Origin of the sequence: Dictyobacter vulcani (assembly GCF_008974265.1) — a bacterium.
In the GTDB taxonomy this organism is placed as follows: Bacteria; Chloroflexota; Ktedonobacteria; order Ktedonobacterales; family Ktedonobacteraceae; genus Dictyobacter; species Dictyobacter vulcani.
This window is the reverse complement of record NZ_BKZW01000001.1, coordinates 1,561,129-1,587,431: the sequence shown is the minus strand read 5'-3', so window position 1 is coordinate 1,587,431 and position 26,303 is coordinate 1,561,129. Positions and strand designations below refer to the sequence as shown.

The 26,303-nt window shown below is 48.6% G+C and carries 26 protein-coding genes; 8 read left to right on the top strand and 18 right to left on the bottom strand.

Annotated elements, in window-relative coordinates; all coding sequences use genetic code 11:
- Positions 1 to 7: 7 nt before the first annotated feature.
- The 6 genes from atpA to KDW_RS06530 form a co-directional block, all read right to left on the bottom strand.
- A complete protein-coding gene (gene atpA / locus KDW_RS06555; RefSeq protein WP_151755216.1) occupies positions 8 to 1,555 on the bottom strand; it encodes a F0F1 ATP synthase subunit alpha in 1,548 nt (515 codons plus the stop codon).
- A gap of 203 nt (positions 1,556 to 1,758) precedes the next feature.
- Positions 1,759 to 2,355: an ATP synthase F1 subunit delta gene (gene atpH / locus KDW_RS06550; protein WP_151755215.1), complete on the bottom strand. Its 597-nt coding sequence runs from the start codon at positions 2,353 to 2,355 to the stop codon at positions 1,759 to 1,761.
- Complete coding sequence (gene atpF, locus KDW_RS06545) at positions 2,355 to 2,918, bottom strand: F0F1 ATP synthase subunit B (protein WP_162005008.1); 564 nt, start codon at positions 2,916 to 2,918, stop codon at positions 2,355 to 2,357. The genes atpH and atpF overlap by 1 nt, the downstream gene beginning before the upstream one ends.
- 160 nt (positions 2,919 to 3,078) lie before the next feature.
- Positions 3,079 to 3,297, bottom strand: a complete 219-nt coding sequence (gene atpE, locus KDW_RS06540) for an ATP synthase F0 subunit C (RefSeq protein ID WP_151755213.1) — start codon at positions 3,295 to 3,297, stop codon at positions 3,079 to 3,081.
- 112 nt (positions 3,298 to 3,409) lie between these two features.
- Positions 3,410 to 4,288, bottom strand: a complete 879-nt coding sequence (atpB, locus tag KDW_RS06535; RefSeq protein ID WP_151755212.1) for a F0F1 ATP synthase subunit A — start codon at positions 4,286 to 4,288, stop codon at positions 3,410 to 3,412.
- A gap of 69 nt (positions 4,289 to 4,357) precedes the next feature.
- Positions 4,358 to 4,579, bottom strand: a complete 222-nt coding sequence (locus KDW_RS06530) for an AtpZ/AtpI family protein (protein ID WP_151755211.1) — start codon at positions 4,577 to 4,579, stop codon at positions 4,358 to 4,360.
- A gap of 437 nt (positions 4,580 to 5,016) precedes the next feature.
- On the opposite strand from KDW_RS06530, the gene KDW_RS06525 reads away from it, so the two are divergent.
- On the top strand, positions 5,017 to 5,997 hold the full coding sequence (locus KDW_RS06525) for a D-2-hydroxyacid dehydrogenase (protein ID WP_151755210.1): 981 nt from the start codon (positions 5,017 to 5,019) through the stop codon (positions 5,995 to 5,997).
- A 12-nt stretch (positions 5,998 to 6,009) separates the two neighbouring features.
- On the top strand, positions 6,010 to 6,603 hold the full coding sequence (locus KDW_RS06520; RefSeq protein WP_151755209.1) for a DUF3090 family protein: 594 nt from the start codon (positions 6,010 to 6,012) through the stop codon (positions 6,601 to 6,603).
- A 123-nt stretch (positions 6,604 to 6,726) separates the two neighbouring features.
- Here KDW_RS06520 and KDW_RS06515 read toward each other — a convergent pair whose 3' ends face one another.
- From KDW_RS06515 to KDW_RS06495, 5 genes are all read right to left on the bottom strand, one after another.
- Complete coding sequence (locus tag KDW_RS06515) at positions 6,727 to 7,137, bottom strand: hypothetical protein (RefSeq protein WP_151755208.1); 411 nt, start codon at positions 7,135 to 7,137, stop codon at positions 6,727 to 6,729.
- Positions 7,134 to 7,373, bottom strand: a complete 240-nt coding sequence (locus KDW_RS06510; RefSeq protein WP_233097769.1) for a hypothetical protein — start codon at positions 7,371 to 7,373, stop codon at positions 7,134 to 7,136. The genes KDW_RS06515 and KDW_RS06510 overlap by 4 nt, the downstream gene beginning before the upstream one ends.
- A gap of 653 nt (positions 7,374 to 8,026) precedes the next feature.
- Positions 8,027 to 8,878 carry a DegV family protein gene (locus tag KDW_RS06505; protein ID WP_151755206.1) on the bottom strand — a complete coding sequence of 284 codons (852 nt, stop codon included), beginning with the start codon at positions 8,876 to 8,878 and terminating at the stop codon, positions 8,027 to 8,029.
- A 154-nt stretch (positions 8,879 to 9,032) separates the two neighbouring features.
- Entirely contained in the window at positions 9,033 to 10,745 is a 1,713-nt protein-coding gene (locus KDW_RS06500) for a DAK2 domain-containing protein (RefSeq protein ID WP_151755205.1), read from the bottom strand.
- 23 nt (positions 10,746 to 10,768) lie between these two features.
- Positions 10,769 to 11,164 carry an Asp23/Gls24 family envelope stress response protein gene (locus KDW_RS06495; protein WP_162005007.1) on the bottom strand — a complete coding sequence of 132 codons (396 nt, stop codon included), beginning with the start codon at positions 11,162 to 11,164 and terminating at the stop codon, positions 10,769 to 10,771.
- A 219-nt stretch (positions 11,165 to 11,383) separates the two neighbouring features.
- Between KDW_RS06495 and rpmB the strand changes: the two genes are divergently transcribed.
- Positions 11,384 to 11,581: a 50S ribosomal protein L28 gene (gene rpmB, locus KDW_RS06490; protein ID WP_126626348.1), complete on the top strand. Its 198-nt coding sequence runs from the start codon at positions 11,384 to 11,386 to the stop codon at positions 11,579 to 11,581.
- 152 nt (positions 11,582 to 11,733) lie between these two features.
- Here rpmB and rlmN read toward each other — a convergent pair whose 3' ends face one another.
- Both rlmN and KDW_RS06480 read right to left on the bottom strand, forming a co-directional pair.
- Positions 11,734 to 12,888: a dual-specificity RNA methyltransferase RlmN gene (gene rlmN, locus KDW_RS06485; RefSeq protein ID WP_198925211.1), complete on the bottom strand. Its 1,155-nt coding sequence runs from the start codon at positions 12,886 to 12,888 to the stop codon at positions 11,734 to 11,736.
- Between the two features lie 53 nt (positions 12,889 to 12,941).
- On the bottom strand, positions 12,942 to 13,223 hold the full coding sequence (locus KDW_RS06480; RefSeq protein WP_151755202.1) for a hypothetical protein: 282 nt from the start codon (positions 13,221 to 13,223) through the stop codon (positions 12,942 to 12,944).
- Between the two features lie 248 nt (positions 13,224 to 13,471).
- Here KDW_RS06480 and KDW_RS06475 point away from each other — a divergent pair, with 248 nt between their 5' ends.
- A complete protein-coding gene (locus KDW_RS06475; protein ID WP_151755201.1) occupies positions 13,472 to 14,962 on the top strand; it encodes an MFS transporter in 1,491 nt (496 codons plus the stop codon).
- A gap of 87 nt (positions 14,963 to 15,049) precedes the next feature.
- Here KDW_RS06475 and KDW_RS06470 read toward each other — a convergent pair whose 3' ends face one another.
- On the bottom strand, positions 15,050 to 15,883 hold the full coding sequence (locus KDW_RS06470) for a class I SAM-dependent methyltransferase (protein ID WP_151755200.1): 834 nt from the start codon (positions 15,881 to 15,883) through the stop codon (positions 15,050 to 15,052).
- Positions 15,867 to 16,997, bottom strand: a complete 1,131-nt coding sequence (tgt, locus tag KDW_RS06465) for a tRNA guanosine(34) transglycosylase Tgt (protein WP_151755199.1) — start codon at positions 16,995 to 16,997, stop codon at positions 15,867 to 15,869. The genes KDW_RS06470 and tgt overlap by 17 nt, the downstream gene beginning before the upstream one ends.
- Before the next feature lie 379 nt (positions 16,998 to 17,376).
- Between tgt and KDW_RS32690 the strand changes: the two genes are divergently transcribed.
- From KDW_RS32690 to KDW_RS06440, 4 genes are all read left to right on the top strand, one after another.
- Complete coding sequence (locus tag KDW_RS32690; protein ID WP_198925210.1) at positions 17,377 to 20,193, top strand: TldD/PmbA family protein; 2,817 nt, start codon at positions 17,377 to 17,379, stop codon at positions 20,191 to 20,193.
- Between the two features lie 151 nt (positions 20,194 to 20,344).
- Positions 20,345 to 20,890, top strand: coding sequence for a CvpA family protein (locus KDW_RS06450; protein WP_151755197.1), 546 nt, complete (start codon positions 20,345 to 20,347; stop codon positions 20,888 to 20,890).
- 101 nt (positions 20,891 to 20,991) lie between these two features.
- Positions 20,992 to 22,344, top strand: coding sequence for a GTPase HflX (hflX, locus tag KDW_RS06445; protein WP_151755196.1), 1,353 nt, complete (start codon positions 20,992 to 20,994; stop codon positions 22,342 to 22,344).
- A gap of 205 nt (positions 22,345 to 22,549) precedes the next feature.
- The gene (locus KDW_RS06440; RefSeq protein WP_151755195.1) at positions 22,550 to 24,295 is read left to right on the top strand and encodes a methyl-accepting chemotaxis protein; all 1,746 of its coding nucleotides are present in this window, start codon (positions 22,550 to 22,552) and stop codon (positions 24,293 to 24,295) included.
- 16 nt (positions 24,296 to 24,311) lie between these two features.
- Here the strand turns inward: KDW_RS06440 and KDW_RS06435 are convergent, their stop codons facing one another.
- From KDW_RS06435 to KDW_RS06425, 3 genes are all read right to left on the bottom strand, one after another.
- Positions 24,312 to 24,566, bottom strand: a complete 255-nt coding sequence (locus KDW_RS06435; RefSeq protein ID WP_151755194.1) for a hypothetical protein — start codon at positions 24,564 to 24,566, stop codon at positions 24,312 to 24,314.
- Between the two features lie 82 nt (positions 24,567 to 24,648).
- Complete coding sequence (locus KDW_RS06430; protein WP_151755193.1) at positions 24,649 to 25,467, bottom strand: M55 family metallopeptidase; 819 nt, start codon at positions 25,465 to 25,467, stop codon at positions 24,649 to 24,651.
- A 324-nt stretch (positions 25,468 to 25,791) separates the two neighbouring features.
- Positions 25,792 to 26,190 (bottom strand): response regulator, encoded by a 399-nt coding sequence (locus KDW_RS06425; protein WP_162005005.1) that lies wholly within the window; start codon positions 26,188 to 26,190, stop codon positions 25,792 to 25,794.
- Between the last annotated feature and the right edge of the window lie 113 nt (positions 26,191 to 26,303).

Here is a 26,303-nt window from a genome sequence, read left to right as displayed (position 1 = left end):
CTGCCTCCTAGCGCTTTTGCTCTTCACGTGGTGCGGCTGTTTTCTGATAATCTTCGATTGCAGCACCCAGTTTGTTCATCAGATCTTTGCTCATTTTGTTACGGCCTGTGATCGAGCTCTCGACAAGCTCGTTTTGCAGGTCCTGGTAATTAGCATCGATGAAACGATAGAAACCGGACTCCCAGGCGCTGACCTGGTTCAGGGGAACCTCATCCAGGTAGCCATTGGTGACTGCGTAAAGGATCATAACCTGGCGCTCAACTGAGACAGGCTGATACTGTGGCTGTTTCAGGACTTCCAGGATACGGCGACCGCGATCGATACGGGACCTGGTGGCTCTATCCAGGTCGGATGCGAACTGTGAGAACGCTTCCAATTCACGGAACTGGGCGAGGTCCAGACGCAGGGTACCGGCAACCTGGCTCATACCTTTTGTCTGTGCGCTACTACCTACGCGGGATACCGAGATACCGGTATTCAGAGCAGGGCGCTGACCAGCGTTAAAAAGGTCAGTTTCCAGGAAGATCTGACCATCGGTGATCGAGATCAGGTTGGTTGGAATGTAAGCCGAAACGTCATTCGCTTTGGTCTCAATGATTGGCAGAGCGGTCAAAGAACCACCGCCGTAATCTTTGTTCAAGCGAGCAGCGCGCTCCAGCAGACGGGAGTGCAGGTAGAACACGTCACCGGGATATGCTTCGCGTCCAGGAGGGCGGCGAATGATCAGTGAAATGTTACGGTATGCTTCTGCGTGCTTGGTCAGATCATCATAAACGATCATAGCATCGCGCCCGCTCTCCATGAATTCTTCGCCAATCGCACAACCGGCGTAAGGGGCGATGTATTTCAAAGGAGCAGGATCAGAGGCGCTTGAAGCCACGATGATCGTGTAATCCATAGCACCATGCTCTTCCAGGATGGCGCGGGTACGAGCAATCGAAGAATTCTTCTGACCAATTGCCACGTAGATACAGATCAGGTCTTTGCCCTTCTGGTTAATGATCGTGTCGATTGCGACAGCGGTCTTACCAGTCTGGCGGTCACCAATGATCAGCTCACGCTGGCCACGGCCAACCGGGATCATGCTATCGATCGCTTTAATACCAGTTTGTACTGGCTGGCTCACCGACTGACGAGTAATAACGCCAGGGGCGACACGCTCGATCGGGCGGAATTTCTCGGTAGCGATCGGACCACGATCGTCGAGGGGTTGACCAATTGGATTGACCACACGGCCGAGCAGTGCATCGCCAACTGGAACCTGGATGATGCGTCCGGTTGTGCGAACTTCATCATCTTCACGAATCTGAGTATAATCACCCAGAATTGGGCAACTGACCGCTTCCTCTTCGAGGTTGAAGGCCATGCCATAAAGCCCCGTACGGGGAAATTCTACCAACTCAAGATATTTCACATCTTGCAGGCCATAAATACGGGCGACACCGTCTTGTACCGCGATTACGGTACCGACACTCGCGGTCGAGGTGGTATCAGCTCCAAAGCCTGCGATGTTTTTCTCTATGATGGCACTGATTTCATCAGCCCAAGATGCCATCGCGTTCCTCCTAGTGTTTCCTAGTGGCTTGTTACGTTTGTCGTTGTATTTGTTTTATCGATCTACGTGTTTTTTTCTCGTAAGAGCTTTTTCAGGTGGACTCTGGTACGGGGGTCAACTGGTTCAGATTACGCTCCCGACCCGGATATACCTGTACAATAGATCGAGATAGTTGTGACTATGGTGTTGGTGAGATGCCGTCGCTATCTGTTTGCTGCTTCAGCAACATCTTCAGAAGCAAATTCATCAGTGTTGGTGACGGTAATGCCTGAGAGCAACTGCTGCTGTAAAACATGCAAGCGATTGCGGACACTACCATCGATGATCTCATCTCCTACACGTGCGATAACACCACCCAGAATACTCGGATCAACCCGAGTCTCAATCAAAATGCTTTTGCCAGTCTTCTGCTCAAGCGCTCTTTTAACGACTGCCTTCTGGGCATCGTCTAATTGCGCTGCTGTTGTGACCTCTGCGACTGCCTGATTGCGATAGTCAAGCACGAGGTGTTCGAACTCGGTTGCAATATTTGGCATAACATCGACCAACTCACGCTGGACGATGAGCAGGGCAAGGTTGAGCGACGTAGGCAGCACTTTTGCGGCTAAAGCCTGGCGTAAAGCTGTCTCTTTGCGCTGAGCAGGGATCTTAGGCTCGCGTAACAAGTAGGCCAGTTTGCGATGAGCAAAGACCTCTGCGATACCTTTGACATCTTCGAGTGTGCGGTCCATGGTGTTCTGTTTCCGCGCAATCTCAAAGATCGCTCCTGCATAGCGACGTGCGATCGCTCCTTTAAGCATTAGTTGTTCCTCGCCTGGTCACTAGCCGTGACAAACTCTTCGACCAATCGGCGGTTGTCATTGCTATCAACTGACCGGCTGATAACTTTGCTGGCGGCGTCAATGGAAAGATTGACAACATCACGGCTCAGTTCCATGCGAGCACGATTTGCCTCTTGCTGGATACGAGCAATTTGCTGCTGGCCAATTTTTTCCGCACGTTCACGAGCTTCGACTTCGATTTGCTGAGCAACCTGACTGGCATTCTTGGTCGCACGCTCAATGGTATCCTGGGCCTGACGCTTGGCGTCAAGGATGATACGCTCGGCGTTGCTGGTTGCTTCTGCCAGATCGCGCTTGGCCTTCTCTGCGTTCTCGATGCCTTCACGGATTAATGCCTGCCGCTTCTCAAGCGTGCGCTGAATTACGGGCAAGAAATACTTCCAGAGAAGAACGAAAACGACCAGAAAGGTAACCAGCTGCGAAAGAAATGCGGCTGCATTGATACCCAATGCGTCCAGTCCGCTTTTTCCGCCTTCGGCATGGGCGAGCGCGGCTGAAGCCAGGGTAAGGGTTATGTTCACGATAGCGCTTCCTTTCCGTCAAAAGTAATAAGCAATGTTCCGTACGTAACGCGGAGACGCGGCATCACCTGTTTCTCCCTTTTTTTACAGTTGGAAAGAAAGAAGAGGAAAGCAGATTGGACGCGCTACGTCTCCACATTACAATATGAAAAAGTATTACTTAGATGAATTTGATCAGCAGGGCGACTACCAGAGCATAAATAGCGATAGCTTCAGCGAACACGATAGCCAGGATCATATTTGTCTGAATAACAGGAGCAGCCTCAGGATTGCGGCCGATGGCTTCCATGGCTTTAGCAGCCAGAATACCAATGGCGAGGCCGGGTCCGATAGCACCAATACCAATAGCGAGAGCTGCTGCGAGTGGAGACAGGTTCATGTGTAAAAATCCTCCTTAAGGACATATGTGTGTGTAATTATGATTCAGTTTATTTATGCAATCACAGATAGATATCTGTGAGTAGCAAGCAAGTGTGATGTGTGCTGTGTGACTAGTGGCTAGCGACAGCACTGCCCTCATACTCATGATGGACCTCATGCTCACCCTCATCGTGATGTGAGTGGCTGGTGGTACCAACTTGCATGAAGAGCAAGGTCAAGAAGGCGAAAACAAACGCCTGGATGACGGCAACAAAAAGCTCGAATGGAACAAAGATGACGTTGGCGACTACAGGCAGCAGATAAGCGAAGACTGCGAGCAGTACGCTACCAGCGAAGATATTACCAAAGAGACGGAAGGAGAAAGAAATCAAACGTCCGAGTTCACTGATAATTTCAAGTACGCCTACCAGGAAGTCAACCAGGCCCATGCCACCTTTGTCTTTGATCGCTTTAAAGTTCAGATACTTACTGGCCTGATCTTTAAAACCGAGCATCGAGAAACCCAGAATCTGCGTCACTACTACTGAGACCAGAGCCATCGATAGGGTCAGGTTCAGGTCAGTCGTACCAGGACGTAACCAGGGAATAATTTGATTAGAGAGATCACCCCACAACAATGGGCCATTAACGACCGCATTGGCGTGCGCCTCATCTAAATGAACGATACCGATGGTATCGACACCAGGAATAACGTCGAGCAAATTGCAGAATAAAATGAAGATAAAGAATGTAGCTACGAGAGGTAGGAAGCGTTTTCCACGCTCTTTACCCGCCACACTCTCCACCAGATTCTGCAGAAACTCAACGAGCCACTCAAGGGCATTTTGTAATCCTGCTGGAACCAGATCGCGCCGTCGTGTACCAATAAAAAATACTACGAGTAAGCAAATAATGGATATCCACGTACATAGCAGAGTGTTGGTGATCCACGTGCCAGGAATAATTACTTCCGGGGCAATCGTGATCGCTGGAAGTTTCCACAGATTCACTCGGCTGTCCTCCCTATATGCCGAGCTCTGCCAGGTCTGGTTCGATGTGCTTAAGGGATCCGTTTGGCCTTACTGAAAGACACTCTTATATAAACGGTATGCACCATAAATCCCCGAAATCAGGCCAAGCAGCAGCCCGAGAAGTATAAACAATGGTCCGGTATGAAGAAGGCCATCCAGGTAATTCCCTAGAATGGCTCCAAGGGCGATGGGGATGGCTACTGTGAAGCCCATGCCGCTCAACGCTCCCAGCGTATTTAACACAGTAGGGGAAGGCGGTCTCTGTTTCATCCTTATTGTCCCATCTCTGTTCTTCTCAATAATACCAGTCGGATTATAGCACAGGAAACATTCTGGTTGCAACAGTAGCTACACTTTTTAGACAGCCAAAAAATGTAGCCTCCCATAGTGTCTGTCACACAATTGAATGGCATGCTATTGAAAGTCAATTGTGAACGCCGCTCACTCGCGGCTAGCGAATTCGCCACAGCACAACAAGAGCAAGCGGCTTCGCTCACACAATTGAATGGCATGCCATCTAGAAAATTCGTCGAGTTTCACCATCCCTGTTTATAGGACTTGTATAAACCAATGGTTAAGCAAGATAGTTAAAAAAAGATTTTAAGGTTTATAATAGTAGTGTTAGTAGCTTCAGCTTTAGATAACCGGAATCTGGTGGTATAAAAGCCACAGACCGCTGAACGCACTGAACTTAAGGAGGAGGCTGTATGCCAGAACATCGGAAAGTAATTAGCACGTTCCAGTTTACCCCGACATCACAGGCCATCTTACGCGAGGCCGCCCAGACAGACGTACTCTGTATTGCCAATAACGAGGAGTTTCTTGCGCGGTTGCAGGAAGCTGAGATCCTCTGTTCATATTGGGTTCCCAATAACTGGCGAGTCCTGGCACCACACCTACGCTGGCTACAGGCCTCAGGTGCTGGTGTTGATGGTTTACGTCCTACTGGAATTCTGGATGAACCCGATGTGGTTACCGTGACGACTGCGGTTGGTATTCATGCATCGACCATTGGCGAATATGTCTTTGGGAGTATGCTCATGTTCAACCGGACCTGGCCGGAGATGGTACGCCTGCAGGATCGCCATGTCTGGCCGCATAGCGCAAACTGGTATAAACTAAGGGGGCGTGAACTTGTCAATCAGACCTTAGGCATCATCGGTCTGGGCAGTATTGGGCGTCGAGTGGCACAGTTAGGACACGCCTTTGGCATGCGTGTCGTGGCCACCAGACGTAACGTTGACCAGGGCATGCGTGATCCTGATGTTGATCTGCTCTATCCAATGGAGCGTTTGCATGACATGCTACGCCAGAGTGATTATGTGGTGCTCGCGGTTCCCCTGACTCCACAAACTGAAAAGTTGATTGGTGAACCCGAGTTGCGTGCTATGCGACCCCACACGTATCTGGTCAATGTCGCGCGTGGACAGATTGTCGATGAGAAAATGTTGATTCGTGCGTTGCGAGAAGGTTGGATCGCTGGAGCTGGCCTGGATGTCACGCAGGAAGAACCACTGCCGCCGGACAGTCCTTTGTTCTCATTGCCAAACGTCATTCTGACCCCCCATATCTCTGGCGATAGTGTGCACTATGATCAGCGTTTGACCGAGTTGTTTGCGGAAAATCTACGACGCTATCGGGCCGGAGAACCACTGCGAAATCGCTATGATCCGGCACGTGGATATTGATGAGGTAGAAAAATGAGTACAGATTTAGGACTCGTATCGGTGCTGGGCGCTGATGCCGTTGGTCAGCCTGGACAGCGGCGCTTTCGGCTTTTTGCCCGCAATACCTGGGCGTCTATGGTGATGTGGATGGAAAAGGAGCAACTGGCTGGATTGGCCGAGGCGTTGGACCGTACATTGGCTCTGATTACTGAAGGTCAGGTGCTACGTACAGAGGCTCGTGCTGGCGGAGAGCCGCTGATTGAGGCCATACCGGTTGACTTCCCACGTTATCCCACTTATGATGCTCAGGTCGGTCAGATGCGCCTTAGCTTTGATGAGCAGGATGCTTTTTTCACATTGCTGATTACCCCACTCAATGTGGAGCAAGAACTGAACAGGGAACCAGAAGTGACCATGGCTGAAGAAGAGCAGATTTCCTGTGCTTTCACCCAGCAGCAGGCGCAGGATCTCTCAACTGCCATTCAGGTCGTTATCACTGCGGGTCGCCCTGTGTGTCCTCTATGCCATGCGCCATTGGACGGAGGACCTCATGCGTGCGTTAAACAGAACGGGCATCGTGAAATCGTTCAGATTGAAGATTTTGAAGGTGGTGAGCCTGAGGGATAAGAGGGCGCGTATGTGTTCCAGCTAAAGCCAGAATAGGGGCGTATAATTGTACGCCCCTCGGGGTGTTTTTGTCTGGCGCATACCAAATGGTACAACGTACCCCGGACATCATTCTTTCCTATGTCAGTCATGGCATGTGTACTTATTAGCTTTTTGTAAGTACAGCTCTTCGTTGGCCTCTATCATGAGCTTATGCAGTACTACAACATCAGCATCTGGTAGATACTCGGCAGGTTGTAGACATAAACGCATAATTGCATGGCCATTTTCAAGGACCTGGACATAGCCTTTGCTTCTGGGTACGCGATATGTTCGTTTGGGTTCAGTCGGGCTGGGTATTTCCAGGTAGCCACGCCAGAGGAGTTGGCGGAGTTGCTCTGGCGTTAGCATATCGCGTAACAGATTAGCCGCCCGGCGTTCAGCGCGGGACCATCCTTTGAGGTATGGGAGTAAGAACAGCCATACCACCGGTGTGATCGCAAGAGCTATGATCATCCAACACAGGATCGAGATGACCAGGGACGCGAAGTTCATCCGCCAACGACTCGTGGTACCAAAACTATTTGTTCAGCTGTGGCATCGAATTTATCAATGCGTTGTACCGCTTTACCATCGGAGACGCGAAAAGCTGTTGCACCTTTCGCTTTTTCTTGCTCGAAGATTCGTTCCGCTTCGCGGATGGCAGCGACAGCTTCGGGATCACCTGCTTGAATTTTTTGCTCATCCCATATGAGGCGGTCGTCGCCGCGCCGTGACATCACCCGTAACATTCCCACAGTCGTTCCTCCTTCGCAGTTTACGCCATGTTTGCTGCATGGCTGATGCCAACGAAAATCGGTTGTTTTCCTGCGCTACTTCATGCTTGTAGCTACTATTGTTCAGTTTAACAAACTACGCAAAACTCAGTTTTGCTGTGCATATGTCTGCCATATTTGCGCACTCAGGGTGCTATGGCCCTTCCTTATATAAGCTGGACATATGCGTGCGCATACAACACATACAACACGCCGGGCGTTTCAACTGTGTATACAAGAAGACACACGTTGGTACTACTATTGTACGTGACGACCTGTGTATAGTCAATGGTCAGGAGGCCATTCAATCATCTATTACTATATATTGCGTAAATAGACAGGAAGGCCCTGCAAGAGCTATGGTGGCTGTGGATAGATGAGTTTTCAGGCTTCAGATGAGAATATATTTGAGGTTTACTGCTATGGGAATCTTGCGTTCTGAGGATTCGCGCCTGCAGCGGGCAAAAATATAAGTGTGTGATGAAAAATATCGCGCACCGCGCGATATTTTTCATCACACACTTATAGAAGGATGGGCACGTTAGTGCCCGAGTGTGGCTGAACGTTATCACCCCAATCAGCGTGAACCTCAGACACACTCTAAATCTTTTTTATGTGAGAAGGGTTACTTATTGTTTGGCAGTCACAAACGCAACCGCGACTGTGCCGGGACCTGTATGGGTGCCGAGGGCGGCTCCCAGTGTCTGGCGAGCAATTTCTCCAGTATAGACTGTTTTTAGTGCCTCTGCCAGTTGTAAGCCTACCTCTTCATTGGACTCAGCAATGGCCATCTCTTCGATGGGTCCACTTTCTTTTATCAGCTGACTGATACGGGCAAAGGCTTTTGTGCGTGTGCGCGGCTGTTCAACCGGAACCACTGCACCTTCTCTATTCAAGGTGATGATTGGTTTGACGCTGAGCATATTGCCGAGCAATGCTTTGGCGCCACCGATGCGGCCGCCGCGCTTCACAAATTCCAGGGTATCGAGAACTGCTAAAAGATGTGTACGGAAGAAGCGATCCTCTGCATAAGCTTTGAGCTCTGCAAGGCTGCTACCCTCTTTGTTCATTTCAGACAATTTTTTCAGGGTGATGAACATTGCCGCACTGATGTTCTTTGAGTCGATAGCCTCAAAAGGGATTGTACGTTCCTCTTCAGGTAGGGACTCCCAGGCAGTGCAAGCTGATTGGTAGGTGCCACTGAGTTGAGATGACAGGTGGATTGACAGAATGCCGGTCGCGCCTTCTTGAATCAAGCGCTTATATGTTTCCTGAAAAAGTGCCGGGGCAGGTTGTGAGGTGCGTGGTAACACCTTGCTTGCCTGTAATTTTTGATAGAAGGTGGCATTATCAATATCAACGTTATCTTGATATGTCTCCTCATCAAAAAAAACAGTCAGCGGGACCATGGTAATCCCTAATGATTCTGCCGTCTCTGGCGAAATATCAACAGTGCTATCTGTAACAAGGCGAATGGTCATCGCAGGCCTCCTGGGGAAAAATATAAACTATTAAAGTGAATCCGCAGCCAGAAGAGTTCTGTTGATGCTGCGGATTGCTACTTTTTCTGGTACCTGTTGTACCACGTAAATTGATACTGTATGGATGTGCGGGTATCGAATAAGAGACCCGGGTTTATTCAACAGAAATAATATATGCGTAGTAAGGCTGGCCACCATTCACCACTTCTATTTCCAGTTGTGAATGGGTTGTTTTAATGCGCCGGGCTGTCTCTTGCGCCTGCTCTTCTGTGATATCCTCACCATAATAGACAGTAACAATTTCGTACGTGTCGATGTTCATGCGCTGTAATGTGTCGCTCAGCGTAGCTTCCATACTTTGATTGGCGACCGAGAGATTACCATTGATAACACCAATAAAATCTCCTTCACGCACATGCAAAGTACCCAGTTGTACTGAACGTACAGCTGTTGTGATTTCTGCAGTCTGAATGGTGCGGGCAGCCTCAGTCATCATCTGGCAGTTAGTGGTGAAATCTGCTGCATAGTTAATACTGATCAGTGCGGCGATTCCCTGTGGAAGTGTTTTGCACGGCACAACATACACTTCTTTACTGCTCAGACCTACTACTTGCTGGGCACTTAAGATGACATTGCTGTTGTTGGGTAAAATAATGATTTTTTGGGCCGGATTTTTTTCGACTGCATCCAGAAGCTCTTCAATGCTCGGATTCATCGTCTGTCCGCCGGAGACCACTGAGGTGACTCCCAGGCCCCGAAAGACTTTTTCAAAGCCATCACCAGAAACGACGGCGACGGTAGCTAATTGGTCACTATTGATAGCTTCTTGCTCATTTGCATCATCATCTGCGTGTTCTGCTTTACTCTCAGCAGCATAGGTCAGGCTTTGTTCCTGCAGATTTTCGATATTAATATCGAGCAAGCTGCCCAGGCCAACCCCATAATCCAGAATTTTTCCAGGGGCTTCCGTATGGGTATGAACCTTAAGCATGGTCTCATCGCCAGCAACCACTGTGGAGACGCCCCCCATATCAATGATGGTCTGACGAATGCCTTCGACATCCAGGTTAGCACCACGCAGCAAGAACACAACCTCGTACCCAAACTCCTCCTCAATGGTTACACGGCCCTTTTTCGTATGAGCTTCCTGTGCAATCTGAGTGGCAGTGGTTGATGTTTCATGTGAGGTGGCCGTACTGCTGATGGACTCGCCACGCATATAGCGTAAGATACCCTCTAAAATGGTGCAGAAGCCCTGACCACCAGCGTCGACAACGCCAGCCTGTTTCAGGGTTGGAAGTAAATCGGGGGTGCGCGCAACCGCCTGACGGGCGGCAGCTACAATATCTTGCATTTCTACGACAAGATCATTCTGCCGTTCCGCACTCTTGAGTGCAGCGTCCGCTGTCTCACGCACAACCGTCAGGATAGTGCCTTCAACCGGTTTAATAACTGCCCGATATGCCAGTTGTGAAGCTTTCTGAAAAGCCTCGGCCAGATCTTGAGCATTGAACGTGGCCTTATTCTCAAGACCAGCGGCTATGCCGCGCAGTGTTTGCGACAAGATAACGCCTGAGTTACCACGTGCTCCCAATAATGCATCATGGGCAACTTGCTTGGCGATAGCCGCCGCCGACTTCTCCTGACTTTCGGTGATATTCCGAATAGCGGATTTCATCGTCGCTGCCATGTTTGAGCCTGTATCTCCATCGGGAACCGGAAAAACATTTAGTGCATTAATGGTTTCGCGGTTGACATCTAGCCAGGCAGCGCCCGCTAAAATCGCCTTCCGTAAATCTTGACCATCAAAGACACTAATGCGTCTGGGCCGTTGACGTAGTGCTGGGCGTTGTATGTTTTCCTCCATAGCCGCTGTGCTACCTCTGTCCTTTATTTCTTTTCAGGTGATCCTGGTCCATGTATAAGTCCCTGGACATTAACGTTAACCTGTGTGACCGGAATACCCAGCATCTTCTCGGTTGAGAATTTGACGGTACTCATAATATTGTGTGCAATTTCGGAAATACGCAATCCATATTCAAGTGCGACATAAACGTCAATCGTCAGCTGATCGTCAAGAATTTGAATTCGTACCCCTTGATTGCTATGCTCGGGTGTCAGGAGTACTGCTTGTCCATTGCGTAGGTGCGGTGAGGCGATACCCAGAACGCCATAGCAGGTCAGGGTTGCTTCAACTGCAATGGAGTGAATTGCATTTGGTAATACTTCTATTTTCCCGAGAGGGTGTGAGCCGGGTTGCGGCTGTATCGCAGATGCTTTTGGCATACGCATGTGTCTTCTCTCTTGCCAAAATAGCCAATATCGGTTATACTCGCATAACATGTTTGGATTATCCAAGCGGTGTACGCACGAGTTTACTTGATGCAGTATACCAGAGGCTTCGAGGATAATCAAGTAAACGAATACAAGGGCAATGATAAGCACCTTCCGCTAAGGAAGGAATTATTTTGTGTCCAATGCAATTCTCCGGGAGGAAGAAGAGAAATGTCAGCAGGACGTTGTGATATCTGTGAGCGCAAGCCAATGTATGGCAACAATGTTCCCTTTTCGCAGCATCGCACACGCCGTCGTTTTGTGCTTAACGTACAGCGCCGTCGTATTCAGGTTAATGGTTCACCCCGCATGGTCAACATTTGCACCCGCTGCTTACGAACCATGAGCAAGCTGCCTAAAGAGCGCTAGTTCACATATGCATGAAATACGCATTAAGGAAAACCCCTACAGTAAGTTAATAGCTGCCAGTTCTACTGGCGTTATACATACTACCTGCTGTAGGGGGCTTCCTTGTGTGAGCAGTGGTGCTGTCGCATCCCTGCTTTTTTTTTAATTAGTACTTATGGCGTAACGACGGGAAGCTCCGTTTTTTTACGACTGTTTTCAAAACGCGTCCGCAATTGTCCACAGGCGGCCGCGATATCGTCTCCACGCTCAGCCCGAACGCTATTACTGATACCGTGCTCAAACAGAATATTGCGGAAGGCGCGGATTGCATCTGGTCCAGGTGTTTGATAGCTGGCGGTCGTCACATTCACCGGAATACAGTTCACATGAGCAAACTGCTTGAGTGGCGCCAGTAGTTCTGCCAGTTTTTGTCCATATTCCATGGTATCGTTAACGCCCGATAGTAGTACATACTCAAATGTCACCTGACGTCGGGTACTGGCGATGTAGTCTTTACAGGCAGCCATCAACTCGCTCAAAGGATACTTGCGGTTCACCGGCATAGTCTGACTGCGCAGTTCATCGGTTGGCGCGTGCAGCGAGATGGCCAGATTGACCTGCAGATTCTCCTGACTCAGCTTGCGAATAGCCGGTACCAATCCAACCGTAGAGACAGTCATGTGGCGTGCCCCCAGATTAAAGCCATCAGAGCTATTCAGGATCCGCAGGGCCTGGAGCACATTCGTATAGTTATGGAGTGGCTCTCCCATGCCCATCAGGACAATATTGGTAATATGATCAATGGCCGCTGTGCCAGGCAAGCCCGCCGCTGTCCAGGGTTCTTTGCGTAGTTCACGCGCAAAAAAGAGCACCTGGGCCACAATTTCTCCCGCTGAGAGGTGGCGATCAAAGCCCATCTGGCCTGTCGCGCAGAATGTACAGCCATATGCGCAACCAGCCTGACTGGAAACGCACACTGTTGCCCGTGAACTGCTGTCGCCAATCGGCGGATATAACATCAACACCGATTCGACCAGTTTGCCATCAGACAGCTCTAGCAGAATTTTGCGTGTGCGATCATCTTTAGAATGCAGTTCGCTACGAATAATCGTGGGCCCAATACACGCTTCTTCGGCCAGGCGCTCACGTAGCGATAGCGGCAGATTCGACATCGCCGAGAAGTCGTTTTCAAGCTGGCGATAAAGCCAGTTAAACAATTGTTTAGCGCGGAATGGTGCCTCACCACGTTCTTTAAGCCATTGTTGTAGTTGTGGCAACGTTAAGGCGAGGAGATCCGTCTTTGGTTGTGTGGATGAATTCGGTGTCATGGTCATGGCTTCATTATAGCACGAATTGGCTATATTCGTAATAGCTTTACTCCTTATGATGGGGATGCCGCATCCAATAATTGACGCCGGGCCTCTTTCTCGGTCCGTGCTGAAGCTACATGGATCACCAGAGTTTGTAACTGTCTGGCATTATGTGTAGTGGTAGCTTTTTGTTCAACCAGAGCCAGGAGACGTGGAAAACGTGCCTGTACTATTATGTACAGTGCCTGATATTGTTTCTCACGGTCCTGTTGTTGTAATTGAGTCTGGATATGTTGCTGGATTTCCTGATAGATCCAGGTATTGCGTAACTCATCGTAATTATTGTCTGGCATCGTTCCACCCTTTCCAATATACGCTCAATCAAGCTCCTGTCCGCAAAACTTCTTTTCCTTTTATATATACAGGACAGCTTTCCGAAAGTGGAAAGTAATGCAATAAGATACGAAATAGAGAAAAGATAGGCCATTTGACATACCATCCTGTCTTACTTTTGCTTATAATCATACGTATACCGAATAGAGGGGGGCATTTATAAAAAAGCCCGGGTACAAGATCATCATGGAAGAGAGCCAGATGCATTATGTCTATTCCTACTGAGCAAACAGAGAAACCTGCTAGCTCTGAGCAGCAAGCAAATATGGCGAGTTTTCGTCATGTCTTGAAGAATCGCAATTTCTTGTTATTATGGATGGCCCAGTTGATTTCACTGACCATCTTGAATGCCGCGAATTTTGGATTGATCGTCCTTGTCAATAAGCCGCCCAATGGAGCGTTTATGGCAGGTCTGGCGATCATCGCCTTCACATTACCAGCTATACCCTTCAGCGCCATCGCTGGTGCGATTGTGGATCGCATCGATAAGCGTCTGGTCCTCTGGGTAAGTAACTTATTGCGTATGGTGACCATGTTGCTGATGTTTGTATCAGTCTTGATCGACCGTAATAATGTCTGGCCGCTCTTTGGCCTGATGTTCTTGACTTCGCTGATCGGCCAATTTTTTATTCCTGCCGAAGGTTCATCTATTCCGTTGCTCGTTGGTGAGCGAGAATTGATGCCAGCACTGTCCCTGTTTAATATCTCCATGACATTATCGCAAGCCATCGGTTTCCTGGTGCTGGGTAGCCTCGTTACCAAGCTTTTCCCTGCCTTTTCATTCGCGCTTGGAGGACATACCTTTCACGTTGAGTCAACGGATATGCTTTTTGTGATTGTCGCTGTGATGTATATCGTTTGTGTCGGATTGATTCTGGCCATTCCTAAAAAAGCCTTTCAAGGCGATCATGTACACAAACACAAGCACAAACATCAGCAGGATGATGCCTATTCTGCTGCCAGTCAGGCACTGCATACACTCTGGAAAGATATGGTGACTGGTTGGAGGATTGTACGTGCTGACCGGCTCTTGTTTTTCTCCGTGATACAGCTCTCATTGGTGGGTGTGTTGATGCAGTTGATTGGTGAACTGGCAGGTACATTTGTGCAACAGGTGCTCAATCGACCACCAGAAGATATGTCAATCATCCTGACACCAGCGGCTGTTGGTCTGGTTGGTGCTTCCATTTTGATGACCCGCTTTGTCGAAAAAGTTGGACGTCTTCGTTTGACGGTGATCGGTTTTATTGCTCTGGCTGCGGGTTTTATCTTGCTGCCGGGGCTGCAATGGTTAGGTCATTTTATTGATCCCAAGCATGGAACCGAATCTCTAGGTATTTTACTGGGAGTCATTCTGGTCTTAATCATCCTGGGTGTCGCGATGGCCTGTGTGAATATTCCAACGCAAACCTTGATGCAAGAGCGAGCGCCCGAGAGTGGCCGTGCCCGTGTCTTATCCTTACAATTTATGATTTATAGCGCCGGCACTATTCCAGTCCTGTTGTTCGCCGGTGCCTTTACAACCTTGATTGGTTTTACGCCTTTAATCTTTATTGTGGCCGCCAGTTTACTTGCCTTTTGCTGGTGGGGCGTCCACTATATTCAAGGTGTGAATGAGAATAAAGCGAATGCCGTAGCCGAACAAGAGCAGAAGCAGAAAGATCAATCGGAAAGAACTGATCATGAGGACGAAGGTTGAGTTGATCTCTATTGCTGCCAAATCTTGTAAAAAGGAGGGTGCGGTTATCCATGAACCATGGATAACCGCATCCTCCTTCGACTGGTGTTAAGTGCGGCGGGTATCGATGATAAACACCAGCTCAGTGGCAAACTCCAGCTGTTGAATGTCCCAATCATCATCTTTCACCAGATTTTTAAAGTGCTCCAGATAATATTTCGCCATACCTTTGTCTCTGCCACCCAGGCTATGGATGGGGTAAGAGACGATGATATGCTGGGCATTCAGTGTATGCAGGAGATGATAGGCAGCGTGTTTATCGATCTGCTCCAGGCACGGCAGGACTTTGAGTACCAGGGCCAGATCTACGCGCCGGGTAGGACAGGATTGAATCACATCGCAGACGTGGGCCTCGCCAGAGATGGATTGGAGGGTGAAATAGTGCGCCAGAAAATCCATGATATGTTGATAGATATCGTAGGCAAAATAGCTAAGTGGCAGTGTTTCTGTGACTGACATCCAGGGTAAGGTAAGGGGGTTGAGACCACAGGCGATGTCAATAATACTTTGGATGGGTGGGAGTTGAGCAAAAAGAGTGCGATAAAAATCGTCGAGGATGGGGAGGCGTTCTCGTGTAGAGACATGGTAGGCCATAATCTGGCGACAAACCTGTTTGAGCGTCTCAGGATCTTTTGACCTGCGCGCTTCTGCGATGCTGGAGAGCCAGAGACGCTGGTTATCATGACCATCCAGGTACGCGCCACCAACCTGATGCAGCTTATTTTTCGTACCCTTAATCGCTTCTTTAAGGTTGCGGCGCTTCACCAGTTCCTGGGTCCCGATGGCGCTGACAAGCTCAGGACAAATATCCTGATATTTGCTACTGCTCAGCACTGCCTCAAGCAACTGTGGCAGTGCGAGGGTCTTATCTGTCTTGAGCATAATAAAGCTCTCTCAGGCGTTCTGTAAGCATCGTCATAAAGCGCAGGTTATGGATGGTTGCCAGGCGGAAAAAGAGCGTGTCGTTAATTTTGAATAAATGATGCAGGTAGCCTGCTGAATAATTGCTACAGCAGAGACAGTCACAATGAGTAGAGACCGGGCGATCATTCTTGATGTATTTATCGTCATTAAGGTAGCTATAGCTGAACCATTTTTCGCTCGGAGCGAAAGAAGAGACCGCATCGCTAAACGTATACAGGCGGGCATGGCGAGCATCGCGGGTTGGCATGGCGCAATCAAAGATACCATAACCAAGCCGTGTCAGTTCCACAATACTGTTTGGATGACCAACCCCTAACGCGTGCATCTGATACTGTGCTGGTATCAGTTCTCGGGTGTAGGTGATGATATCCGTGAGTAGTTTTCCATGTTTATCTAATGGCCAGCCACCATAGCCAAAGCCATCAAAGCCGATTTCCAGGAGCGCCTCGGCACAACGTTTGCGCAACTCCTCAGAGCCACCACCCTGGATGACCCCAAAGAGCAAGGGGCGTTTGTCTTCAGCCAGTTTTTTCTGTTTAAGCAGGTGTTCAAATTCCTTTTTACTGCGTCTGGCCCAGGCAATAGTATGTTTGACCGCATCCTCTTGAATCTCAGCAGGTGCATCAACGTGGGTACAATAATCCAGGCACATAATGATATCGGACCCATAGCTCATCTGTAACTGGATAGCTTTTTCGGGGGTGAGTTGAAATTTACGATCCGAACTCTCAGGTTTAAATGTGATGCCATCACTGCTCAATGAACCAAATTTCGCATTTTGTTGAATCAGAGAATACGCCTGGAAGCCACCAGAATCCGTGATAATCGGACCAGTCCAGCCACTCATGGTGTGTAAACCACCCAGAGCTTGAATTGTAGAAGTACCGGGGCGCTGCATCAAATGAAATGTGTTCATTACGAGGGCCTGGATGCGGCTATTGCGCAGATCGCTGGCATCGGTGGCGCGTACCACGCCCAGAGTGGCATCAGGCATAAAAACCGGGAGCTCAATCGTGCCATTGGGTAAGTGCATACTCCCATACTGGGGCTGTTTGACCAGTCCGTGTTCCATTATAATCCTTACTGTGAAGAAATTGCTGTTTGTATGATTGATTTTGATTAAATACACGATAATAATAGGCATATTATAACATGCATCTCAATCCTGTGGACAAAAATCGAGATTTATACTAATTGGCTTAATCCTGTTCCAGTTGCTGTGTTATAGTGGACAGAGGTTGAGAAAATACGTACAATAGGTTGTAACATGGCAACATTGTCTGCGATAACAGTGTGGGTGCCACCATACTATCCAACAACAAGCTTTGTGCAGGTGCTTTTTTCTGTGCGCCTGCTATCCTGCCTTCCGATCAAACACAATGAGTATGAGGAATCTGGCCTTATGCACATTGTCTACGACAACGTTCATTTTAAGAAAGAAAGAGCAACCTATGCGTGATCTCGCAATCAGAGCGATCAATGCCGCCCGACAATTTGGTGCGAGTTATGTTGATGTGCGGGTAATGGAACGTACCACCGAAGGCATAGAGGTGAAAAACGGTCGAGTCGAGGGTGTTTCTAATGGGACGAGTAGCGGCTTCAATGTCCGTGTGCTTGTTAATGGGTCCTGGGGATTTGCTAGCAGTGCCCGTATGGATAATACAGAGGTTGAGCGTATTGCTCAAATGGCAGTACAGATAGCTCGTGCCAGCGCCCTTGTTGATGGTGCTCCTGTGCGCCTCTCAGCTTTACCTCCCCAAAAAGGATCATATCGTACGCCGATGCAGATTGATCCTTTTTCTGTTCCACTTCATCAGAAGGTGCAACTTCTATTAGATGCAGATGCCGCCATGCAAAGTGTTAAAGGTGTTGCGATCACCAGTGCGAGTATGGAATATTCGCGCGAACATAAATTTTTTGCCAGTTCCGAAGGTAGCGAAATTGAGCAAGAATTATTTGACACAGGTGCTGCCATCTCGGCTACTGCGGTCGATCCTGACAGTAGTGAGATCCAGACACGTTCCTATCCCAATTCCTTTGGGCGTCAGGCCGGGACAGTTGGTTATGAGTTCATCGAGGCAATGGATCTGGTGAACCATGGTGCAAGGATTGGTGAAGAAGCTGTACGTCTGCTTACGGCCCCACAGTGCCCCAGTGGGATCAAAACCATCATTCTGGATGGTCCCCAGACCGCACTACAGATTCATGAGTCCTGTGGTCATCCTATTGAACTGGATCGTGTGCTTGGTTATGAGGCAGGTTTTGTGGGCAAAAGCTTTTTAACCACCGACAAACTGACAAGCAATTATCGCTATGGATCAGATGTGGTTAATTTGACCGCGGACGCCACTATTCCAGGCGCGTTAGGCACCTTTGGCTGGGATGATGAGGGTGTGCCTGCTCAGCGCACGCCAATTGTCGCACAGGGTATTTTTAGCGGCTATTTGATGTCGCGGGATACAGCCCCCTTGATTGGTTTGAGTAGCAATGGCTGTGTGCGAGCTGATAGCTGGAATCGTCTCCCCATGATTCGTATGACCAATGTGAGTCTTGAGCCAGGTAGCTGGAAATTCGATGATCTGATTGCTGATACTGATGATGGTATCTATATGAGCATCAATAAAAGTTGGAGTATTGATGATCGCCGCCTGAATTTCCAATTTGGCGTTGAGCTGGCTTATGAGATCAAGAATGGCAAGCTCGGGCAGCTCTATAAAAACGCAACGTACACCGGGATCACACCACAGTTCTGGGCTCATGTGATGCTATCTGTGGTCCTGATGATTGGAATGTCTGGGGTACACCCAATTGCGGCAAAGGCGAACCGATGCAAGTTATGCGCACCGGACACGGAGCGGCCCCGGCCCGCTTCCGCAACGTTCAGGTGGGCGTGGGTCGTTGGTCATAATACGAGAGGGATAATAGGTATGTATTCTGATGAGGCAAGCGTCCGCACGTTGTTGGAAAAAGTTCTGCACTATTCCCAGGCGGATCAGACCGAGGTAGTATTTACAGCAACGGAGAGTGCACTTACTCGTTTCGCGACCAATCATATCCACCAGAATGTGGCGGAAAGCGACCATGAGATCCGCATACGAGCTGTGGTTGGCAAGCGTGTAGGGGTGGCTACGACTAATCGGCTGGATGAGGAATCCTTACGTCGTGTGACGGCCCAGGCGCTTGAGATTGCGCGTATTCAACCCGAGAATCCTGAGTTTCATTCCCTGCCAACCTTCCAGCCCATCACACCGGCGGCTGGCTACTGTGAGCGCACCGCCCGCTTTACTCCTGAGGAGCGGGCCAGGCGCGTGGGGACGATTGTCCAATTGGCGAAAGAGCGTAAGCTGGAGTCCGCCGGTGCATTCTCGACGAATACGCACTATGCGGCGGTGGCCAACTCTTTAGGCATCTTTGCTTACGAGCCACGTACAGATGCCGAATGCCATGCCGTCGTTATGGCGGATGCCCATGGTTCTGGCTATACTCAACGCATGGAGACCAACGCGGATAAGCTGGACTTTGAAGCCATGGCTCGTGAAGCTGTGTATAAAGCGGAGCGCAGTCGTAATCCGATCGATATCGAGCTGGGTGAGTATCCAGTCGTGCTGGATGCTTATGCGGTGGCCGACATGTTACAGAACCTTATTTTTATGGGTATCTCAGCCACCGCCGTCCAGGAAGAACGCAGCTTTATGAATGGACAGTTCGGCAAGCAGATCGTTGATCCCAAAATCACCCTCTATGATGATGGACACGATGGTGCTGGCTTGCCACAGGCCTTTGATTATGAGGGCGTGCCGAAGCAGCGCGTCAATATCATCGAGAACGGCGTGGCCAATGCTGTCGTCTATGATTCTTTTACCGCTGCCCGTGAAGGCAAACCAAATACCGGCCATGCTATGCCCGCACCGAATAGCGAAGGTCCGATGCCGTTGCATACCATGTTAGCTGCTGGAGATGCCACACTGGAAGAATTAATCAAAGGGGTCGATCATGGTATCTATGTCACACGCTTTCACTACACCAATCCTTTGCATCCAGTAAAAACACTGTTAACAGGCATGACCCGTGATGGCACTTTTCTGATTGAGCATGGTGAGCTAACACGTCCCATCAAAAATCTGCGCTTTACCCAGAGTATTCTTGACGTTTTGCGTGGCACCTCAGCGCTTGGGCGTGAACGCATCCAATACACTGATTACCTGACCATTGTTGCGCCCGCACTGCGTACGGACAGCTTCAATTTCACAGGTATTACGGGAGCATAACCATTATCCTATCCGGCAACCAAATAACAAATAGGATGTGAAATTGCTCACATCCTATTTGTTATTTGGAACCTTTGCTCGTTGTATCAGTATGTATAATATTAGGCCAGCAGTTGAGCGTATGTAATATGAGTCCGGGAGGAATAAAACGATGTCTTTAAGCTGGATTGATATTCTCTTTCTTGCTACAGTGGCGTTGTTAGTGTTTAATGGTTTTCGTAATGGAGCTGTCTTTAGTCTGGTGAGCTTGCTTGGACTCCCGGTGGGTTTGTGGGTTGCGTATACATATGGTCCGCAGTTTACGCGTACATTGGCATCAAATGGCATTTCGGCGACGCCTCTTATCACGTATATCGTCTTGTTCTTTGGCACTGTGTTTTTAGTCCATATTGTGGGCAATTTTATTCGTGGCGCGGTAAAGAGTATACCGCTTATCAGTCAGGGCGATACCTTATTAGGTGGTGCGATTGGTTTTGTCGAAGCATGGTTGCTCTGGCTCTTTTTACTGATTGTTCTGGGAGCTTTTTTAGGAAACTTGCAGACCTCTCTCGTACAAGGTTCGAGCCTGGTTCCAGGTTTTAATATTCATATAGATCAATTACAGGGCTGGCATGATTTTTATAATCAAGCAGTGACGAACAGTGTGTTCGCCAGAGTGAATGGCTTTTTTATCAAATCTCTTCCAAGCCTGCCATAATGTTGATGGACCATATAACCACTATTGTAGATGACGTTTGGATTTGTGTATGAAACTTGCGTTCTTTCGGTCTAGTTCATACAATACATATATGGCTGTTTGTGCTAGCAAAAGACCGGAGGTTTCATACGACAAAATCTGAACGTTTTTTTGATACAGGCGCTCATAGCGGTCCTGAACGTGCTTACCTGGTAGCTGTGGATTCGACCTCTACTGATAGTGTTTGGAGTGTCGAAGATTCATTAAGCGAACTGGGGGCCTTAGCCTGCACCGCTGGTGCCGAGGTTGTCGGGACGATGCAGCAGCGTTTGCCACATCCAGATTCACATACCTATCTGGGAAAAGGTCGCGTACAAGAGCTCAGTGATATTGAAAAACAATTGAACTGTGATCTTGTCATCTTTGATGATGAACTCTCGCCGACACAGCAACGCAATCTGGAAAAGCTTCTTAATGCCCGTGTTGTTGATCGAACGGCCCTGATCCTCGACATTTTTGCCCAGCATGCCCGCTCTCGTGAAGGTATCCTTCAGGTAGAGTTGGCACAAATGGAGTATCGGCTCCCACGCTTGAGTAATCAGGATGTGGAATTTACACGGCAGGCCGGTGGTTCGCGGGGAGCAATGGGTGGTGTTGGTGGAGCTATTGGTGTTCGTGGACCCGGTGAAACGAAACTCGAGATCGATCGCCGTCGAATACGTAGTCGGATCTCAGATCTGAAGGAAGCCATTGAGGATGTGCGCAAACAACGCGCTATCCATCGCAGGCAGCGTGAGGCTCAGGCTATGCCTGTCGTTGCCGTGGTTGGTTATACGAATGCTGGCAAATCCACACTGTTTAATACTCTGACCGAGGCAGGGGTGTTGGCAGAGAATATGTTGTTTGCCACGTTAGATCCAGTTACCCGCTATATTGTACTTCCCAATCACCAGGAAGTTTTGTTCACCGATACCGTTGGCTTCATTCAAAAGCTCCCGACGAAACTGATCGCAGCTTTTCGGGCCACGCTAGAAGAAGTGGTTGAGGCCGATATGCTGCTCGAAGTAGTGGACATCAGTCATGAAAACGCGATCGAGCAAAGCGAGACCGTCACCGAGATTCTGGATGAGATAGAAGCGCTGGACAAACCGAGGGTTACTGCGCTCAACAAAATTGACCTGGTGGCTAATCCTGAGGATATCGACACGAGCCTGTATGAGAATGCAGTCCCTGTATCTGCCCTCAAAAACCAGGGTCTGGATGATCTGCTGACAACCATTGCGCAGGTACTGGCCGATAGCATGGAACTGGTGGATGTGTTGATTCCCTACCGCAAAGGCGATCTGGTAGAACTTTTTCATCGTCGCGGGAACATTTTACAAGAAGAGCATCTGGAAGATGGAGTGCATATTGTGGGGCGTATCCATCGCTCATTGCGTGGATATTTCCTCTCATACTCCACGGCCGAACCATAGTTCATTCATGTTGTACGCACAAGCTCAGTATTACCAGTGCTGAGCTTCTTTTATTGTGCCGCTCTATGTCATAAAATCGCGATAGTGAAGCTAATCATAAGCGAGCGATATTTACGCCTGGTACAGGACCTTGTCGACCCGAATATGGTATGTTATCCTGCTGAATACAATCACCTTGATTTTCAGTCAAAAAAAGGCGCAAATTATGTCAGAACGGAAAATGCATTCAAGATACATCCCTCTACGCCCTCTACGCGTCCGAATACGACCGACCAGTGATCATCCTTCTCAGGGACGTGAAGCGGCTAGTATTACGCAGGAGCACTCTGTGAATCATAAGCCAGAGCAAATTTCTACCGTTAATCCTGATCGGGAAAAAGAACGGCATGCCAGGCAGGTCAAAGAACTGGTAAGATTATGTGGCTTATTGCGCGCCGATCTTAGTCTGGAAGAGGCATTGCAGCAGATTGTCGCTTCTACCGCTGCCTGTACAGGATTTCGAGCCCTCAATGTAAATTTACTAGATCAAAGTGGCAAAATGTTGTCTTCAGTAGCTGTTACCGGCACCACTGAGGAAAATGTACGCATACTACGTGAAAATCCCTTTTCCATTGAGACATTTACCAGTATGATGTTGCCTGAATTTTGCATTAGTCAAAGTTACCATATTCCTCATGGTCAGTACTCGCTGTCTACAGATATGCCAATAGTATCTGTCAGAGAAGTGGACCATGAACAATATGAACCAGGAGAATGGCATCCTGAAGATATGTTTTTTGTGCCGCTGTACAGTCCGCGTGAAGAAGAATTGCTGGGTTTTCTCTCATTAGATGATCCTGAAGATGGTAGAGTCCCTACGGAAGAGGCGGTCGAGGTAATTGAGCTTTTTGCTAATAAGGCATCCATTGCCATTGATAACGCCCGTCTTTTTCATGATCGTGAGACTGAGCATAAAGCCTTGGAGACAGGAATCCGGGCGTTAAGTGAAGATATTCAGCTTTTGTCTCAGGGAGACATGCGCCCGCAAATTTCATCTCAACATCCACTTTTACAGCCAATTGCGGACTCTTTAAACACAACCATTGATCGTATCAGTGGTTTGTTATGGAATATGCAGGCTGTGGCCGAGGCGGTTGAGGGGCATACACAAATTGTCCAGCAGAATTCAGAATTGCTGGTTCATGATACCCATGTTCAGGAAATGCAGGTTGATCAGATTTCGCGTACTATTAATGATTTTGCCCAGATGATGAGCAGAATCTCTGAGCGCGCGGCTAATCTCTCGAACACGGCTTTGGATGGGGTGGATGTGACCAATGAGGCACAGACGACGGTGGATCGGACGGTTGAGGGTATGAGCCTGGTTCGTGAAGCAACGTTGCAGTCAGCGCGTACGATGAAGAATCTGAGTGAGAGCGGTCAGGAGATCAACGCGACGATTACCAGCATGAACGACCTGACGATGAGGATGCATTTGCTGGCTTTAAACGCGGCAATCGAGGCTACCCGTGCTGGTGAGCAAGGACAAGGCTTTACTGTCATCGCGCAGGAGATTCGGGCGCTGGCTATGAGTAGTTCTGACGTTGCACGCAAGGTGGGCGATTATATTCATGTTATTCAACAAGAGACAACTAAAGCATCCCAACGCGTGGAGCAGAGCACGCAAGAAGTAGTCAAGCAGACTGAACTGGTAATGCAGACGGGGGTGGCGCTGGATGCGATTGGAGTGGTGACCGATCAGTTGACGCACTTGATTGATGGTATTTGTTCAACCGCTGAAAATCAATCTCAAGGTTCACAATTAGTGGTTGCAGCCATTACAGAGATCTTGCGTATGACGGGTGATGTTACCCGTCATATGCGTGAAATGCAGCAATCTACCAATCGTCTGGTTGAATATACCAATACGTTGCGCGCGCGCCTGGCTTTAATCCATTTGCGCGAGCAATAGTACTGTTCGCATCCTATTAACATTCATAGCCCAGGCTGCGTGCAGCTTCATAGGCGGTTTGGGCTTCTGCATTTCTCCCGAGTTGTTTGAGTACCTGACCTTTATGATAATGTAAAACAGCTTCACGTGGTGCCAGCGTAATAGCCTGTTCATAGGCACTTAAGGCTGTTTCGGTCGTATCTATTTCCATCGCATCCAGCGCATGTGTTGTTGCCGCGAAAAGTGATGAATAAAGTTCATGCATATTATGTGAGAGAGCAATACTATCCATTGTTGCCCTTTCCTTATTTCCTTTTATTTTAGTGCCGCTGATCTGGTTTGATCAACCTGCCAATCCTACATTGTCGAGTCTCTTAGTGTCGATACCAGAAATGGTCCCAGGCTTCCCAGAAGGTATCTCCGGTTGCTGAAACCATACGTGCTTGCTCAATCTTCACGCCTTCGCGGCCAATGAAGCTATTAGCATCCTCTGGGGTGGCCAGCTCGACCCGGAATGTGACTGGTCCAACTGGTTTATAGGGTTGGGGCCAGAGGGCTCTCTGGCTTAAGGCTCGAGCCACTTCCATTTCAATGAGTGAACAGGCATCTTGTGGGGCGAGATTTTTCGCGCTATAGCGGCCCAGGCCTTGTTTGACCTGTGCGGTGACAATTTCTTCACCCAGCAGTGCCTTCACTTCCTGGCAGGTAGCTTCATCACCGGACGCAAATATAGCTGGAACATTCCAGCAACCGGCAATCGCGGCCAGGATACCACTCTCACCAACGAGGGTATCGTTGATCCAGGCGTTATGCCACTCTTCAGTTGAGACTGTATGAGAAAGTACCCCATTGGGTGTGCCGGCCATGGCGTGTGCGCCGACAAAAAGAATCGCATCACATCCTTTTTTAAAAGCATCGATATAACGGGCCCATGGATAACCAAAGACATATTCTGCGCCAGATTCTAAACGCGAAGGCAAGAAACTTTTAAAACTATAGGCACCACCAGCACCATGACAATCCACGACAATTACTTCACGTGCACCTGCGGCCCGTGCTCCCCTGACCGCTGCATTCATTTCATCGGTATAAAGTTTGCGGCACTCTTCGTAGAATGCGTTTCCCGCGTTGACCTGTTCCCACGTTTGAATACAAGAGATACCTTCCATATCACAGAAAATAACGACTCGCATGCCTTCTCTCTTTCCCTTAGTGCAGATCGGCTAGTTTGATGTTTGTGATTTCTGAGAGACAACGTTTTTTGAATAACGATCTATGTGGTTTAAAAATATCCCTACCAGCGCTCTTTTATGTATTACTTTGTATCATACTACTATCCTTAAATCTGATAAAGCGGATCTAGTACTTTGTACCCTTAGTAGCCCTATACGGTGTGTAAGCAGAGGCTCAGGTTTGATCTAGGTGTGTAAATATGAGACAGCTTGTCTCATATTTACACAAAAAAACGCGCACCAATGGTGCGCATTGAAAAATTATTTTTTGAGCAAGAGAGAAATTTACCTGTTTAAGATGTTGTCCACCTCTTTTAGTAGATCATCCAATTCAAAGGGCTTTTCTATATAGGGCAGGCGAAGCCGATCCAACTCTTTCTCTGAAAAATTGGCGCTCATAAACAGAACAGGCGTATCCTCAAGGCCTTCGGTTGTATGAAGCAGATTATAGAGTTCAAGGCCATCCATGCCAGGAAGCTGATAATCGAGCAAAAACATACCAGGTTTGCTCTTTTTGATTACATCCAGCGCTTTGAAGGCATCTTCCGCAAGAAATGCATGGTACGGTGTCTCTTGTTGAAAGGCATGCACAATGAATTCCCCGATGTCCGTATCATCTTCAACGATAAGGATGGATTTTTTCGCCACTGATTCGTCAGGGGTTGTTGCTGGCTTATTTGGCATAGGTTCACTCCCTTTTTTGAATCGCATAAAAGAAATAAGGTCATATTAGGTACGTGATCCGAAGGGTGACCGTTTCAGTTGATGGTAATTGTAGAAAATATTGAAAATTATGT

Bases quoted from the DNA above. Each gene is read 5' to 3' on its own strand.
- KDW_RS06525 (WP_151755210.1), top strand. From the start codon at position 5,017: ATGCCAGAACATCGGAAAGTAATTAGCACGTTCCAGTTTACCCCGACA.
- KDW_RS06510 (WP_233097769.1), bottom strand. From the start codon at position 7,373: ATGTTACGGGTGATGTCACGGCGCGGCGACGACCGCCTCATATGGGAT.
- KDW_RS06440 (WP_151755195.1), top strand. From the start codon at position 22,550: ATGTCAGAACGGAAAATGCATTCAAGATACATCCCTCTACGCCCTCTA.
- KDW_RS06430 (WP_151755193.1), bottom strand. From the start codon at position 25,467: ATGCGAGTCGTTATTTTCTGTGATATGGAAGGTATCTCTTGTATTCAA.
- KDW_RS32690 (WP_198925210.1), top strand. From the start codon at position 17,377: ATGCGTGATCTCGCAATCAGAGCGATCAATGCCGCCCGACAATTTGGT.
- atpH (WP_151755215.1), bottom strand. From the start codon at position 2,355: ATGCTTAAAGGAGCGATCGCACGTCGCTATGCAGGAGCGATCTTTGAG.
- KDW_RS06520 (WP_151755209.1), top strand. From the start codon at position 6,010: ATGAGTACAGATTTAGGACTCGTATCGGTGCTGGGCGCTGATGCCGTT.
- tgt (WP_151755199.1), bottom strand. From the start codon at position 16,997: ATGGAACACGGACTGGTCAAACAGCCCCAGTATGGGAGTATGCACTTA.
- atpE (WP_151755213.1), bottom strand. From the start codon at position 3,297: ATGAACCTGTCTCCACTCGCAGCAGCTCTCGCTATTGGTATTGGTGCT.
- KDW_RS06495 (WP_162005007.1), bottom strand. From the start codon at position 11,164: ATGCCAAAAGCATCTGCGATACAGCCGCAACCCGGCTCACACCCTCTC.
- atpA (WP_151755216.1), bottom strand. From the start codon at position 1,555: ATGGCATCTTGGGCTGATGAAATCAGTGCCATCATAGAGAAAAACATC.
- KDW_RS06475 (WP_151755201.1), top strand. From the start codon at position 13,472: ATGTCTATTCCTACTGAGCAAACAGAGAAACCTGCTAGCTCTGAGCAG.
- KDW_RS06530 (WP_151755211.1), bottom strand. From the start codon at position 4,579: ATGAAACAGAGACCGCCTTCCCCTACTGTGTTAAATACGCTGGGAGCG.
- KDW_RS06450 (WP_151755197.1), top strand. From the start codon at position 20,345: ATGTCTTTAAGCTGGATTGATATTCTCTTTCTTGCTACAGTGGCGTTG.
- KDW_RS06470 (WP_151755200.1), bottom strand. From the start codon at position 15,883: ATGCTCAAGACAGATAAGACCCTCGCACTGCCACAGTTGCTTGAGGCA.
- KDW_RS06500 (WP_151755205.1), bottom strand. From the start codon at position 10,745: ATGGAGGAAAACATACAACGCCCAGCACTACGTCAACGGCCCAGACGC.
- rlmN (WP_198925211.1), bottom strand. From the start codon at position 12,888: ATGACACCGAATTCATCCACACAACCAAAGACGGATCTCCTCGCCTTA.
- rpmB (WP_126626348.1), top strand. From the start codon at position 11,384: ATGTCAGCAGGACGTTGTGATATCTGTGAGCGCAAGCCAATGTATGGC.
- KDW_RS06515 (WP_151755208.1), bottom strand. From the start codon at position 7,137: ATGAACTTCGCGTCCCTGGTCATCTCGATCCTGTGTTGGATGATCATA.
- KDW_RS06480 (WP_151755202.1), bottom strand. From the start codon at position 13,223: ATGCCAGACAATAATTACGATGAGTTACGCAATACCTGGATCTATCAG.
- KDW_RS06425 (WP_162005005.1), bottom strand. From the start codon at position 26,190: ATGCCAAATAAGCCAGCAACAACCCCTGACGAATCAGTGGCGAAAAAA.
- KDW_RS06435 (WP_151755194.1), bottom strand. From the start codon at position 24,566: ATGGATAGTATTGCTCTCTCACATAATATGCATGAACTTTATTCATCA.
- KDW_RS06505 (WP_151755206.1), bottom strand. From the start codon at position 8,878: ATGACCATTCGCCTTGTTACAGATAGCACTGTTGATATTTCGCCAGAG.